14 protein-coding genes are annotated in these 13,272 nt (G+C 73.1%); 11 read left to right on the top strand and 3 right to left on the bottom strand.

Translation table 11 applies throughout. The features are described 5' to 3' along the window. Positions 1 to 92 precede the first annotated feature (92 nt). Positions 93 to 497: a VOC family protein gene (locus K313_RS0100760; RefSeq protein WP_029210017.1), complete on the top strand. Its 405-nt coding sequence runs from the start codon at positions 93 to 95 to the stop codon at positions 495 to 497. 33 nt (positions 498 to 530) lie between these two features. Here the strand turns inward: K313_RS0100760 and sepH are convergent, their stop codons facing one another. Further along, positions 531 to 2,330: a septation protein SepH gene (gene sepH / locus K313_RS21875; protein ID WP_051273944.1), complete on the bottom strand. Its 1,800-nt coding sequence runs from the start codon at positions 2,328 to 2,330 to the stop codon at positions 531 to 533. 150 nt (positions 2,331 to 2,480) lie between these two features. On the opposite strand from sepH, the gene K313_RS24065 reads away from it, so the two are divergent. From K313_RS24065 to K313_RS0100805, 8 genes are all read left to right on the top strand, one after another. After that, complete coding sequence (locus tag K313_RS24065; protein ID WP_051273945.1) at positions 2,481 to 3,107, top strand: trimeric intracellular cation channel family protein; 627 nt, start codon at positions 2,481 to 2,483, stop codon at positions 3,105 to 3,107. Continuing rightward, the gene (locus K313_RS0100775; RefSeq protein WP_034251030.1) at positions 3,104 to 4,201 is read left to right on the top strand and encodes a ferrochelatase; all 1,098 of its coding nucleotides are present in this window, start codon (positions 3,104 to 3,106) and stop codon (positions 4,199 to 4,201) included. The genes K313_RS24065 and K313_RS0100775 overlap by 4 nt, the downstream gene beginning before the upstream one ends. Before the next feature lie 59 nt (positions 4,202 to 4,260). Further along, a complete protein-coding gene (locus K313_RS0100780; RefSeq protein WP_029210021.1) occupies positions 4,261 to 5,136 on the top strand; it encodes an inositol monophosphatase family protein in 876 nt (291 codons plus the stop codon). Positions 5,137 to 5,303: 167 nt separating this feature from the next. Then, on the top strand, positions 5,304 to 5,600 hold the full coding sequence (locus K313_RS0100785; protein ID WP_029210022.1) for a DUF4193 domain-containing protein: 297 nt from the start codon (positions 5,304 to 5,306) through the stop codon (positions 5,598 to 5,600). Next, positions 5,587 to 6,039: a dUTP diphosphatase gene (gene dut / locus K313_RS0100790; RefSeq protein ID WP_029210023.1), complete on the top strand. Its 453-nt coding sequence runs from the start codon at positions 5,587 to 5,589 to the stop codon at positions 6,037 to 6,039. The genes K313_RS0100785 and dut overlap by 14 nt, the downstream gene beginning before the upstream one ends. Positions 6,040 to 6,077: 38 nt before the next feature. Then, positions 6,078 to 6,845, top strand: a complete 768-nt coding sequence (locus K313_RS0100795; protein ID WP_029210024.1) for a DUF3710 domain-containing protein — start codon at positions 6,078 to 6,080, stop codon at positions 6,843 to 6,845. Continuing rightward, a complete protein-coding gene (locus K313_RS0100800; protein ID WP_019284754.1) occupies positions 6,845 to 7,255 on the top strand; it encodes an OB-fold nucleic acid binding domain-containing protein in 411 nt (136 codons plus the stop codon). The genes K313_RS0100795 and K313_RS0100800 overlap by 1 nt, the downstream gene beginning before the upstream one ends. A gap of 2 nt (positions 7,256 to 7,257) precedes the next feature. Then, entirely contained in the window at positions 7,258 to 7,932 is a 675-nt protein-coding gene (locus K313_RS0100805; protein WP_019284755.1) for a DUF3159 domain-containing protein, read from the top strand. A gap of 324 nt (positions 7,933 to 8,256) precedes the next feature. On the opposite strand, the gene K313_RS0100810 is transcribed toward K313_RS0100805, so the two are convergent. After that, positions 8,257 to 8,964 (bottom strand): potassium channel family protein, encoded by a 708-nt coding sequence (locus tag K313_RS0100810; protein WP_019284756.1) that lies wholly within the window; start codon positions 8,962 to 8,964, stop codon positions 8,257 to 8,259. Positions 8,965 to 8,978: 14 nt separating this feature from the next. After that, complete coding sequence (locus K313_RS0100815; protein ID WP_029210025.1) at positions 8,979 to 9,641, bottom strand: potassium channel family protein; 663 nt, start codon at positions 9,639 to 9,641, stop codon at positions 8,979 to 8,981. Between the two features lie 78 nt (positions 9,642 to 9,719). On the opposite strand from K313_RS0100815, the gene K313_RS0100820 reads away from it, so the two are divergent. Further along, positions 9,720 to 11,756 (top strand): APC family permease, encoded by a 2,037-nt coding sequence (locus K313_RS0100820; protein ID WP_029210026.1) that lies wholly within the window; start codon positions 9,720 to 9,722, stop codon positions 11,754 to 11,756. Beyond that, a complete protein-coding gene (locus K313_RS19515; RefSeq protein WP_029210027.1) occupies positions 11,753 to 13,219 on the top strand; it encodes a class I SAM-dependent RNA methyltransferase in 1,467 nt (488 codons plus the stop codon). Before K313_RS0100820 ends, K313_RS19515 begins: the two co-directional genes overlap by 4 nt. Positions 13,220 to 13,272 lie beyond the last annotated feature (53 nt).

Below are 13,272 nucleotides of genomic sequence, written 5' to 3' on the forward strand. Positions count from 1 at the left end.
CGTGCGCGCCGGCCCTGGACCTCCAGGGCCGGCGCGCACGGTCGTCCCAGAGCAGGACGCAGATCGTCCGCATCCGCTGGGAGGCTGGGGGCATGAACCTGCGTTGGTACACCATCGTCATCGACTGCCACGACATCGCCGCCCAGGCCCGCTGGTGGGTCGAGGTGCTCGACTGGCACATCGTCTACGAGGACGAGCACGAGGTCGCCGTCGTCCCACGGGACCTGTCGGAGGATCCGATCGCGGCCGACCGCTGGGCCTCCACCCCGCCCGGGCTGGTGTTCGTCCCGGTGCCCGAGGGCAAAGAGGTCAAGAACCGTCTCCACATCGACCTCGCCCCGCACGTCAGCGACGACCGCCAGGCGCAGATCGACCGCCTGGTCGCCCTCGGGGCCCGTCGGGTCGACGTGGGTCAGGACCGTGCGGACGTCACCTGGGAGGTGCTCGCCGACCCGGAGGGCAACGAGTTCTGCGTGCTGTCCTCGCGGGACCGCTGAGCCGGAGGCGCTAGGGGCCACCGCGTCAGACGGTCACTCCGGCTTGGCGCCGAACATGATGTCGTCCCAGCTGGGCACCGACGGCCGACCGGCCTTGCGTCGGGCCTGCGCCCGCCGCTGCGAACGGTTGGTCGCCGGCTGCTCTGCCTCCGGCTGCTCTGCGTCGGGCTGCGCGGCTGCCGGCGGCGCGGGCTCCGCCCGACCAGGCTGCGCGCCGACCGACGGATCGGCCTGCGGCAGCTTGTTGGACGACTTCTCGGACTCCACGTCTGCCGCCCTGGAGCTGGTGCCGCTCGTGCGGTCCGCCAGCGACGTGGCCTCGTCGATCGGGGCAGCGCTGTCGTCGGGCATGTGGGGCACCTCGGTGGCGCGGCTCGGCGAGGCCACCTCAGCGCCCTCGCTCGCGTCGTCGTCCCGGTGGTCCAGCTCGGGCAGGGCGACCTGGCCGGGCACGCGTGGGTGAGGTCGAGGCGCGGGGTTCGCCGCGTCCTCGGTGCCGTCGTCCGGCCGCAGCGACTCCCGGCTCACCGGGCCCCCCTGGGGCAGCGCCGGCTCGTCGGGTGCGGGAGGCGTGGAGGCACTCGCGGACTCGAGCTCCCGGTCGGCGATGACCTCGTCCACGACGGCGTCCAGCTCGCCGACCGACCCCTGCGACAGGGCGGCCGCGATCTCCTCACGCGCCAGGGGCACCGTGGGCGCGGCCCGTGACCCGGCGCCCCTCGCTGCTGCCGGCGCGTCCGACGGGTCTGGTGCGTGCTGCGCGGGCTCTGCGTCCCCTGTGTCCTGTGCGCCCTGTGCGTCTGTGTGGCTCGACGTCGGACTGGTAGCCGTCTCATTCGGGGCGGGGGGCGGGGGCTGCTGCGCGCCGCGCTTGCGCGACCGTCCGCGTCGCGCTGGGGCCGGTTCGACCGGAGCAGACTCGACCGGGGCCGACGCGGGCTCGACCGGCGAGGTGACGCGCGCCGGGTCGTCGCCGGACACGGGGATCAGTGACTCCTGGGACGCCACCGGACGGGCCGGGCGTGACGGGGCGCGCCGACGGCGCGCCCTGCTGCGCTCGCGCATCGAGTCGACGAGGTCGCTGTCCTCGTCCTCGTCGTGCTGGCGGCGGGCCCGGGCGGGCTCGGTGGCCGTGATGGGGCGCAGGTCGTCGCCGGGGTCGTCGTCCTGCTGCGCGGAGTGGATGCCGCCCTCGGACTCGACGTCGTAGACGCGGGGGGTGGCGTTGAGCGGCACGAGGGGAGCGGGGCCCGGCGTGGCAGGGGCGTCGTCGCCGCTGAGCCAGCGCGCCTCGTCGTCCACCGGGTCGACGGCCCGGGTGCTGAGGTCGAAGTGCCAGCGGGCCTCGCGCAGCCGGCCGCCCGCGGCGAAGGTCAGAGCAAGGGTCCACGGCGAGTCCGCGGCGCGCCACGCGTCCCAGGACGCGCTCGTCGGGTCCACGCCGCGCTCGGTGAGACGGTCGGCGACGCGGGCACCCAGCAAGGGGGCGGTCTGCCCACCGCCGGTCCGCAGACGCACGGTGGTGGCGAGACCGGCCACGTGCTCCCGCTCGGCGATGATCGGCCCCTCGTAGCGGGCGATCTTGTCGAGCGACCATCCCGTCAGCTCGGCGACCTCGTCGGCGGACGCGCCGGCGCGGATCAGGGCCTGCACCTGTCGCGGGCCGGCGGACGGCGAGGCGGGGCCGTCGCCGGGGCGCGGACGCTCGTGCCGGATGGCGGACCGCAGCGCCGCGTCCAGCGGGACGCGGTAGCGGGTGCCGTCGTCGGTCGCGAGCAGCAGGTGCACGCCGTCGTCCGAGATCCCGACCAACCGCAGGTCCTGCACGCTCATGAAGTCTCCGTCCTACCGCTCGCAGGCGCGGCGCGGGCGATGCCCAGCACCTGCCCAGTACACGTCGACCCTAGGTTTTCACGGAACGGGACGTCCACCAACCGACCACGCCGACCGCCGCAGCACCGGCCCACTAGGCTTGGCCGAGACATGCTGAACTCCTACCCCCAAGCCCTGCTCGGCCTCGATCTCGTCGGCGTCTTCGCGTTCGCCCTGTCCGGAGGCCTGGTCGGCGTCCGCAAGGGGCTCGACATCTTCGGCGTGCTCGTGCTGGCCTGCGTGACGGCGCTCGGCGGCGGGGTGATGCGCGACGTCGTCCTCGACGTCCCACCCGTCGGTCTGACCGACTGGCGGCTCGTCCTCGCGGCCGTCCTGGCCGGGCTCGTGGCCTTCGGCTACGCCCACGTGGTGCAGCGGCTGTCCAAGCTGGTCCTGACCTTCGACGCCGTCGGTCTCGCGACGTTCGCGATCGCCGGCACCGTCAAGGCGCTGAGCCTCGACGCGCCGGCCCTCGAGGCCGTGCTCGTCGGGCTCATGACGGCCGTGGGCGGTGGCATGATCCGCGACGTCCTGGCCGGCGTCGTCCCGGAGGTGCTCCGCACCCAGCTGTATGCCGTGCCCGCCCTGGCCGGCAGCGCCCTGCTCGTGGTCCTCACGTCGCTCGAGGTGACCGGGCCCCTGCCCAGCGTGGCGTGCGCCGCGTTCGTCTTCACCGTCCGGATGGCCGCCCTGCGGTGGCGCTGGTCGGCCCCCCGACCCCCGAGGAGCATCCCGTGACCAGCCATCCCTGCGACCCCTATGACGCCGTGCTCGTCCTGTCCTTCGGAGGTCCGGAGCGCCCCGAGGACGTGCTGCCCTTCCTGCGTCAGGTGACCGCCGGACGCGGGATCCCCGACGAGCGGCTCGCCGTGGTCGGCCAGCACTACTACGACCGCGGTGGCCGCAGCCCGGTCAACGACCTGGGCCGCGCCCTGGTGGCGGCGCTGCACGACGAGCTCGGTCGCCGGGGCGTGGACACGCCCGTCGCCCTGGGCAACCGCAACTGGTCGCCGTGGCTCGTCGACACCCTGCGGACGCTCCACGACGCGGGGGCTCGCCGGGTCGTGACGGTGGTGACGAGTGCCTTCTCGTCATACTCCTCCTGCCGTCAGTATCGCGAGAACCTGGCCGACGCCGTCAGCGAGCTGGCGGCCGAGGGGCGCGTCCTGGACGTCGACAAGGTGCGCGTCTATGCCACGCACCCGGGGTTCGCCCGCACGATGGCGTCGCTCACCGCCGACACCGCCGCCGCGCTGCCGCGCGAGGTCCTGCCGTCGACCCGCCTCGTCCACGTCACGCACTCGATCCCGCGGTGGATGCAGGACTCCTCCGGCCCGGCGGACGCCCCGGACGTGTCCTACCGCCACCAGCACGAGCAGCTGGCCGCGCTCGTGGACGCCACCGTCGAGGAGCGGATCGGTGTCCCCGTGCCCAGCTCCCTGGCCTACTGCTCCCGCTCCGGCCCGCCCTCGCAGCCGTGGCTCGAGCCCGACATCAACGACCAGCTCGAGGTGCTCGCTGCGGAGGGTGTCTCCGACGTGCTGGTCGCCCCGATCGGCTTCGTGTCGGACCACATGGAGGTCGTCTACGACCTCGACACCGAGGCCATGGCCACGGCAGAACGGCTCGGCCTGCGGCTGCACCGCGTGCCCACCGTGGGCACGCACCCGGACTTCGTGGCCGGGCTGGCCGACCTGGTGCTCGAGCGGGCGGCGCAGGCCCGCGGCGAGGAGGTCGAGCGTCCTGCGGTCGCCCCCGGCCCGCTGTGGTCCACCTGCCCTCCTGGCTGCTGCCGGGGCCGCTCGGGGCGACCGGCCCTCTGCGGCGGCTGACGGCGCCGGGCCCCGGCGCGGACGCACCCCGGGCGGGGCCCGGTGACAGACTGGGCGCCATGTCGCAGACCCCGCAGCCACCCGCCGACCTCGACCTGGCCGCCCTGGAGTCCCTCGCCCTCGACGTGGCCCGCACCTGCGCGCGGCTGATCGTCGACGAGCGCCCTCGCGACCTCGGCGTCGCGGCCACCAAGTCGAGCCGCACCGACGTCGTCACGGTCATGGACCAGCGCTCCGAGGCGCTGGCGCGCGAGCTGCTCGGCCGAGCCCGCCCCGACGACGGGTTCCACGGCGAGGAGAGCGGGCGGGTGACCGCCACGTCCGGCATCACCTGGGTCGTGGACCCGATCGACGGGACGGTCAACTACCTCTACGACATACCGGCGTATGCCGTCTCCGTCGCCGCAGTGGTGGGAGACCCGTCGGTGCCGGGCGCGTGGGCACCGGTCGCCACCGCGGTGGTCGACGCGGCCCGGGGCGACGCCTATGTCGCCCGGCGTGGGGGAGGCGCCCGGCTCCTGCGCAGCGACCCTCGCGACCCAGGGTCGGGTCCGCAGGAGCAGACCCTCGTCTGCGTGGAGTCGGACGACCTGGGCGCGGCGCTGTGCGGCACGGGGTTCGGTTATGACGCCGACGTGCGCGCCGATCAGGGCCGGGTCGTGGCCGAGGTGCTGCCACGGGTCCGCGACATCCGCCGGGGCGGCAGCGCTGCGCTGGACCTGTGCTGGGTGGCGGAGGGGCGCCTCGACGTCTACTACGAGCGTGGCCTGCACGAGTGGGACCTTGCCGGCGCCTGGCTCGTCGTCACCGAGGCCGGCGGCGTGGTGCGGGGGCTGCACGACACCGCCCCGGCCGACCCCGTCACGGTCGCCGGGCCGGCCGGTCTGGTGGGTGCGCTGGTGCCCCTGCTGGAGGGCCTCGTCGAGCCGTCCTGAGTCTCGATCCGGGCGCGGGCCCGAGCTGATCGCGACCCGAGGTGCAGCCGATCTCGATTTGCGGCACAATGCGCCGCGAGACCGGGCACAAAACCGACCAGCGATGCGTTGGACCCGGCGCACCGTCGGGGGAGGTCCCCGGCGAGAGCTGCATGGAGAGGCCCCACATGGCAACTGACTACGACGCACCGCGCAAGACCGACGACGACCTCTCCGAGGACTCCATCGAGGAGCTCAAGGCACGTCGGGGCGACACCGCCTCGTCGAGCGTCGACGTCGACGAGACCGAGCAGGCCGAGGGCTTCGAGCTGCCCGGCGCAGACCTGTCCGGCGAGGAGCTCTCCGTCCGGGTGCTCCCGCGCCAGGCCGACGAGTTCACCTGCAGCCGCTGCTTCCTCGTGCACCACCGCAGCCAGCTCGCCAAGGAGGTCGGCGGCCAGCCGGTCTGCCGTGAGTGCGCCTGACCAGATCGAGGTGCTCCTGCTCCGGCTCGACCCGGAGCTGGAGCCCCCGGCATACGCGCACCACGACGACGCCGGTGCCGACCTGCGCGCCCGCGAGGACCTCGTCCTCGCCCCGGGGGAGCGCTCCCTGGTCCCGACCGGGATCGCCGTCGCGATCCCCGAGGGGTATGCCGGCTTCGTCCACCCCAGGTCGGGGCTGGCGGCACGGCACGGCGTGACGATCGTCAACGCCCCTGGCACGGTCGACGCGGGCTACCGGGGCGAGATCCTGGTCAACCTGCTCAACACCGACCGTGAGCGCGAGGTGCGGATCAGCCGCGGCGACCGCATCGCCCAGCTGGTCCTCCAACGCGTGTCCCACGCGAGCTTCCGGACAGTAGACTCGCTGCCGGAGTCCGTCCGCGGAGTCACCGGGCACGGGGCCAGCGGACGCGCCTGACGACCCACTGCACCCGACCACCGAAGGACACCGATCCCGTGGCTCTCTTCCGCCGAGGCAAGGCCGACAAGGCCGACGTCGACAGCATCCCCGCCGACCCGACGTCGGAGGCGACCGCGGACGACGCGGCCACGGAGGACGGTCCCTACGACCGCGCCCAGGTCACCGAGCTCGGCGAGAGGCTGGACCTCGGGTCCTTGTGGGTCCCCGGCATCACCGGCATGGAGCTGCGGCTCGAGCTCGACCAGCAGACCGGCGAGGTCGTGGCCGTGAGCTGCCACCTGGGGGGATCGGCCCTGCAGCTGCAGGCCTTCGCGGCACCGCGGACCCTCGGCATCTGGGACGACATCCGCGACGAGATCGCCGCCGGCATCGAGGGCCAGGGCGGGGCGGCCGAGACGCGCGACGGCAGGTTCGGCACCGAGCTGGCCGTGCAGATGCCCACCGGCCCCGGTACCTTCGCCCCGGCCCGCTTCCTCGGCGTCGACGGATCGCGCTGGTTCCTGCGGGGCTTCCTCTCGGGCCCGGCCGCCGAGGACGACCAACAGGCCGCCGATCTGCTGCACGTCTTCGCCAACGTCGTCGTCGTGCGCGGCGAGCACGCGATGGCGCCGCGCGAGCTGCTGCCCCTGGCCCTGCCCGAGGGAGCCCAGCCGGGCTTCGACGAGGTCGGTCAGGACGGTGTCGACGCCGGCGTCGGCCCCGGGGACGGCGACCCTGCCGCGGACCGGGGCGACCGGCCCGCGCGCGGCACCGACGACCTCCAGCCCTTCGAGCGCGGGCCCGAGATCACCGAGATCCGTTGATGGCCACCCGCGCCGACCGCCGAGGGGGTTTCCTGCGCCGGGCGCTGCACCGGATGGTCCAGCCGGCCGAGGAGATCGAGGACGACGAGCTGCGCTCGGACTCCGACAGGCTCGGCGTGACCTGCATCGCCGAGCTCGTCGACCGCGAGGTCGCGACGGTCTCCGGGGCGGTCCGCTCCACGACCCTGAGCCCCGAGGGCACGGTCCCTGCCCTCAAGGCCGAGATCTATGACGGCACCCAGCGGCTCCAGCTCATCTGGCTCGGCCGGCGCCGCATCGCGGGCATCCGCCCCGGCACCTACCTCACGGCCCAGGGCCGCGTCTGCCGGGTCGACGGCGTCCCCACCATCTACAACCCGCGCTACGAGCTGCTGCCCGGGCGCGGCACGCCGACCGCCGGGGGGCACTGACCGTGGCCGGCGACGTCGAGACCGTCGAGCACCTGATCCGCACCCGGCTGGCCACCGCCGTCGGAGGCCTGCGCGGGTCGTTCGAGGCTGCGCTGCCCACCATCGCCTTCGTCGTGGTGTGGCTCGTCACGAGCGACGTGCGCACCGCGGTGATCGCCTCGCTCGTTCCCGTGGCGATCCTGCTCCTGCTGCGTCTCGCCCAGCGCCAGACGCCGCAGTACGTCCTGTCCAGCCTGGTCGCGACCGCCCTGGCGGCCTTCTTCGCCCTGCGGTCGGGGCGGGCCGAGGATGCCTTCCTACCCGGTATGGCGGTCAGCGCCGCGTATCTCGCCGGCACCCTCCTGTCGATCCTCGGGCGCGTCCCGGCCGTCGGCTTCCTGGTGGCCATCGGTGACCCCGGCTACCGAGAGGACCCGCTCGGGTGGCGCCGCAACGCCCCCCTCGTGCGGGTGAGCGCGCGCCTGACCTGGGTGCTCGTCGGGTTGTTCGCGCTACGCCTGATCGTGATGGTCCCGCTCTACCTCGCCGGGCAGGTGGCCGCGCTCGGCATCGCCAAGATCGCGCTGGGGTGGCCGGCCTATCTCGCCGCCATCGCGGTGATGGGCCTGATCCTGGTCAGGGGCGCGACGCCGGTGGAGCGCCACGAGCTGGAGCACGAGGCCGACCGCCAGCTCTGACGGTCAGGAGCGACCGCGGTTCGTCGACCCCGCGCTGCGAGCGCGATGCGTGACCGGACGTGCTCGCGGGCCGGCGTTGTCGGCGCGGTGCGAGGCGGCGGCGGTCGTCATACGGCCAGAAAAGGGCTCGGAGGCCACCCAGGCTCAAGACCCGCCCCCGGTAGGTCCATCAGCCTGGGGAACGAAGGCCGGTCGATGTGACGGCCGGGGGTAGGTGTGTCGGCGAGGCGGGGCGGGAGTGCGAACCCGGGCGGATGTGCCTACCTCAGGCGGGCACATCGACCTGGCGTGCGAAGCCGGGCGGATGTGACGACCTGAGGTAGGTCAGTCGTCGTCGTCCTCGGCGTGGTCCACCTCGGTGCGCGGCTTGCGGTGCCCGGGGGAGAGCAGGTCCTCGAGGTGGTCCTCGACCTCCTGCACGGTCAGGAACAGCAGCTCGTCGCCGGCCTCCACCGAGTCGTCCCGCGTGGGCGCGATCGGCAGGCCGTCGCGGATGATCCCCACCAGCGCCGTGTCGCGGGGGAGGTCCACGTCACCGACGCGGCTCCCGGCATACGGGCTGTCCGAGGGGAGGGTGATCTCCACCATCGTGGCCCCGCCCTTCTGGAAGGTGAAGATCTGGACCAGGTCGCCGATGCTCACGGCCTCCTCGACCAGCGCCGTCATGAGTCGCGGGGTGGAGACGGCCACGTCCACGCCCCAGGACTCGTCGAACATCCACTCGTTGCGGGGGTTGTTGACGCGGGCGACGGTGCGGGGCACGCCGAACTCGGTCTTGGCGAGCAGGGACACGACGAGGTTGGCCTTGTCGTCGCCGGTGGCCGCGACCACGACGTCGCAGTCGGCGAGCCCCGCCTCGGTCAGCGAGGTGATCTCGCAGGCGTCGGCCAGCAGCCAGGAGGCCTCAGGGACGCGGCTGGCCTGCACGTCGTCGGCGTCCTTGTCGACGAGCAGGACCTGGTGACCGTTGTGGAGCAGCTCGCGGGCGATGGAGCGACCCACGGACCCGGCTCCGGCGATGACGACGCGCATGGGACTGGCTGACCTCACTCCGTGGGCGGCGCGGCGGCGAGCGCGCGCTCGATGGCTGGGATGTCCTCGGTGGTCGACAGGACCCGGACGATGTCGCCCTCCTGCAGCACGGTGTCCGGGCCGGGGAGCATCCCGACGCCGAGGCGGCTGAGGTAGGCGACCCGGGCGCCCGTGGCGGTCTCGACGGTGGACAGGCGCAGCCCGACCCAGCTGCGGTCGATCGCGACCTCGCTGAGGGCGACCTGGCCGCTGGGGTCGATGAACTCGGGGACGGAGCCCTGGGGCATGAGTCGTCGGACCACGCGGTCGACGGTCCACTGCACGGTCGCGACCGTGGGGATGCCGAGGCGCTGGTAGATCTCGGCGCGCCGCGGGTCGTAGATGCGGGCGACGACGTGCTCGACGCCGAAGGTCTCGCGGGCCACGCGGGCGGCGAGGATGTTGGAGTTGTCGCCGTTGCTGACGGCGGCGAAGGCGTAGGCCGACTCGATGCCGGCCTCCTTGAGCGTGTCGCGGTCGAAGCCGATGCCCTTGACCCGGCGACCCTCGAACCCGCGCCCCAGCCGACGGAACGCCGCGGCGTTCTGGTCCACGACGGCCACGTCGTGGCCGCGCTCCTCCAGGCTCAGCGCCAGGGTCGATCCGACTCGGCCGCAGCCCATGATCACGAAGTGCACGTGAGAACGCTACACCGGGCGCGCCCACCGTCCGGGGCCGCGCCACCGTCACCGCCCGGCGGGCCTACAGTTGTCGTCGTGTCAGATCTAGGTCGTGCGCTCAAGCGCGTCGTCGTCGGCCCCGCCATGAGGTCGGACAAGCTGGGCGAGACGCTCCTGCCGAAGAAGCTGGCCCTCCCCATCTTCGCCAGCGACGCTCTGTCGTCCGTGGCCTACGCCCCCGACGAGATCTTCCTGACCCTGGCCCTGGCGGGCGGGGCGTTCGCGACCACCCACTCCTGGCAGATCGGGCTCGGCGTCGTCTTCGTGATGGTCGTCGTGGTCATGTCCTACCGGCAGAACGTCCACGCCTATCCCAGCGGCGGCGGCGACTACGAGGTCGCCAACGAGAACCTCGGGCCCTGGGCCGGCCTGGGCGTCGCGAGCGCGCTGCTCGTGGACTACGTCCTCACGGTGGCCGTCTCGATCTCGTCCGGCGTCCAGAACGCCACCGCCGCCATACCCGGTCTGGACGGGCACGAGATGCCGGTCGCGGTGGCCCTCATCGTCCTGCTGACCGCGATGAACCTGCGGGGGGTCCGCGAGTCCGGCAAGGCCTTCGCCATCCCGGTCTACGCCTTCATGCTCGCCATCATCGGGATGGCGGTGTGGGGCATGGTGCGCTCGGCGAGCGGGTCGCTGCCCCAGGCCGAGAGCGCCAGGTTCGAGCTGCTGCCGGAACACGGTTACGAGGGGCTGACCGGCGTGGCGCTGGTGTTCCTGCTGCTGCGTGCGTTCAGCTCGGGCTGCGCGGCGCTCACGGGCGTCGAGGCGATCTCCAACGGCGTCCCGGCGTTCGAGAAGCCCAAGTCCCGCAACGCGGCGACCACCCTGCTGCTCATGGGCACCCTGTCCGTGACCATGCTCATGTCGATCGTCTACCTCGCGATCCAGACCGGGGTCAAGTATGCCGAGAACCCCCAGGAGCAGCTGCTCCTGAACGGCCAGCACGTCGGCCCGGACTACGTCCAGCACACGATCATCGGGCAGCTCGCCCTGGCGGTGTTCGACAACTTCCCGCTCGGCGTCGTGCTCGTGTCGACCGTCACCGGCCTCATCCTCATCTTGGCCGCCAACACGGCCTTCAACGGCTTCCCGGTCCTCGGCTCGATCCTCGCCAAGGACGGCTATCTGCCGCGCCAGCTGCACAACCGCGGCGACCGTCTCGCCTACTCCAACGGCATCATGATCCTGGCGGCCGCCGCGATCGTCCTGGTGGTGATCTTCAACGCGGAGGTCACCAAGCTCATCCAGCTCTACATCGTCGGGGTGTTCGTGTCGTTCACCCTGAGCCAGATCGGCATGATCCGGCACTGGAACCGCCTGCTGCGCGGCGACACCGACGCCAAGCAGCGGCGGCAGTACCGCACGAGCCGCGTCGTCAACTACGTCGGTGCCTTCATGTCCGGGTCGGTGCTGCTCGTCGTCCTCGTCACCAAGTTCGCCGCCGGTGCCAAGTACGCCATCCTCGCCATGGTCGTGCTGTTCGTGATGATGAAGGCCATCCGCCGTCACTACTCGCACGTCAGCCGTGAGCTGGCCGTCCCCGAGGACGACACGCTCGAGGGTCGTCTGCCGTCACGCGTCCACGCCGTCGTCCTGGTCTCGAAGGTGCACAAGCCGACCCTGCGCGCCCTGGCCTACGCCCGCGCCTCGCGCCCCTCGACCCTCGAGGCGATCACCGTGGCCGTCGACCCCGAGGAGGGCGAGCGCCTCCAGGAGGAGTGGCTGCGTCGCGGGATCCCCGTCCCCCTCAAGGTCCTCGACTCGCCCTACCGCGAGATCACCCGCCCGGTCCTCGGCTACATCGCGTCGATCCGGCGCACCTCGCCCCGCGACCTGGTGATGGTCTTCGTCCCGGAGTACGTCCTGGGCCGGTGGTGGGAGTCGATCCTGCACAACCAGAGCGCGTTCCGCATCAAGAGCCGGCTGCTGTTCATGCCCGGCGTGATGATGACCAGCGTCCCCTACCAGCTCCGCTCGTCCGACGACCTGCGCGACGAGATCGACGCGGCGACCGCCGCCCAGGACCGCGGCCGCGGCCTGGTCCACGCCGAGGAAGGCCCCACCCCGTGAGCGGACCCCACCGCACCCCCAAGAGCTCGTCCGGCCGCCCTGGAGCGTCCTCCGGCAGGAGGCACGGCACGAGGGCCGGCAAGGACGCGGGTCGCGGGCAGCGGACCTCGCCCGCGCGCGAGCGTCGCGTCAAGGGGGAGTCGCTGGTCGGCACCGAGGCCGAGCTCGAGATCGGCAACGTCGGGCACGGCGGGTTCTGCGTCGGGCGCCTCGACGGCCGCGTCGTCTTCGTCCGGCACTCGCTGCCGGGCGAGCGGGTGCGCGTCCGCATCACCGAGGGCGGCACGGGCGACCGGTTCCTGCGGGCGGACGCGGTCGAGGTCCTCGAGCCCTCGCCGCACCGGGTGACCCCGCCCTGCCCGTATGCCGGTCCCGGCCGCTGCGGGGGCTGCGACTGGCAGCACGCCTCGCTGGAGCACCAGCGCGAGCTCAAGGCCGCGGTGGTGCACGAGCAGCTGGACCGTCTCGCCGGGCTCGACGTCGAGGGCATCGTCGTCGAGCCCCTCGACGGCACCGGACCCGACGACGGGCTCGACTGGCGCACGCGCGTCGAGTTCGCCGTCACCGAGGACGGCCACGCGGGGCTGCGCCGGCACCGCTCGCACGAGGTCGAGGTCATCGACGACTGCCTCATCGCCACCCGCCCCGTGATCGCCAGCGGCGTGCTGACCACCTCCTGGGAGGGGTGCACCGGCGTCGACGTCGTCGACGCCTCGGGACTCGAGGAGGCCGTGCTCGTCCCGCTGCACGCCGACGGCACGGCCGGCGCCGACCCCACGGTCCTGGAGCTGGTCGCGTTCGAGGACTGGGAGCACGGCTTCGAGGTGGCGGCGCGCGGCTTCTGGCAGGTCCACCCGGGCGCCGCCACGACCTTCCTGTCCGAGGTGGTCGAGATGCTCGACCCCGTCGAGGGGGAGCACGCGCTCGACCTCTACTGCGGCGTGGGGCTGTTCGCCGCCGGGCTCGGCGACGCCGTGGGGGAGTCCGGGCACGTGCTGGCCATCGAGGCCGACGCCAAGGCCGTGGACCATGCCCTCGACAACCTCGCCGAGCACGCCAACGTCGAGGTGCGGCAGGGCCGCGTCGACGCGGTGCTGGGGCAGGCGGCGCGCGGCGGCATAGGAGCCGACCTGGTCGTCCTCGACCCGCCACGCTCCGGAGCCGGTCGGAGGGTGATGGAGCAGATCGCCCAGCTCGGGCCGCGGGCCGTGGCGTACGTCGCGTGCGACCCGTCCGCGCTGGCGCGCGACCTGGCCATCGCCGAGGAGCTCGGCTACCGGCTCACCGACCTGCGGGCCTTCGACGCGTTCCCGATGACCAGCCACGTCGAGTGCATCGCGCTGCTCGAGCCGGCCGGCGACGAGGAGCTGGAGGACGACGAGGACGACGAGGACGACGAGGTGCTCGACAGCGACGCGCGAGCCGAGGCCGACGGCGACGGGACGAGCAGGAGCGTCCTCTGACCGGCGCCCAGGACCACCCTGCCCTCGCCCCGACGGCGCTGGTGGGGGACAAT

It is taken from the genome of Arsenicicoccus bolidensis DSM 15745 (genome assembly GCF_000426385.1).
GTDB classification, from domain to species: domain Bacteria; phylum Actinomycetota; class Actinomycetes; order Actinomycetales; family Dermatophilaceae; genus Arsenicicoccus; species Arsenicicoccus bolidensis.

Bases quoted from the DNA above. Each gene is read 5' to 3' on its own strand.
- K313_RS0100760 (WP_029210017.1), top strand. From the start codon at position 93: ATGAACCTGCGTTGGTACACCATCGTCATCGACTGCCACGACATCGCC.
- sepH (WP_051273944.1), bottom strand. From the start codon at position 2,330: ATGAGCGTGCAGGACCTGCGGTTGGTCGGGATCTCGGACGACGGCGTG.
- K313_RS24065 (WP_051273945.1), top strand. From the start codon at position 2,481: ATGCTGAACTCCTACCCCCAAGCCCTGCTCGGCCTCGATCTCGTCGGC.
- K313_RS0100780 (WP_029210021.1), top strand. From the start codon at position 4,261: ATGTCGCAGACCCCGCAGCCACCCGCCGACCTCGACCTGGCCGCCCTG.
- K313_RS0100785 (WP_029210022.1), top strand. From the start codon at position 5,304: ATGGCAACTGACTACGACGCACCGCGCAAGACCGACGACGACCTCTCC.
- K313_RS0100800 (WP_019284754.1), top strand. From the start codon at position 6,845: ATGGCCACCCGCGCCGACCGCCGAGGGGGTTTCCTGCGCCGGGCGCTG.
- K313_RS0100810 (WP_019284756.1), bottom strand. From the start codon at position 8,964: ATGCGCGTCGTCATCGCCGGAGCCGGGTCCGTGGGTCGCTCCATCGCC.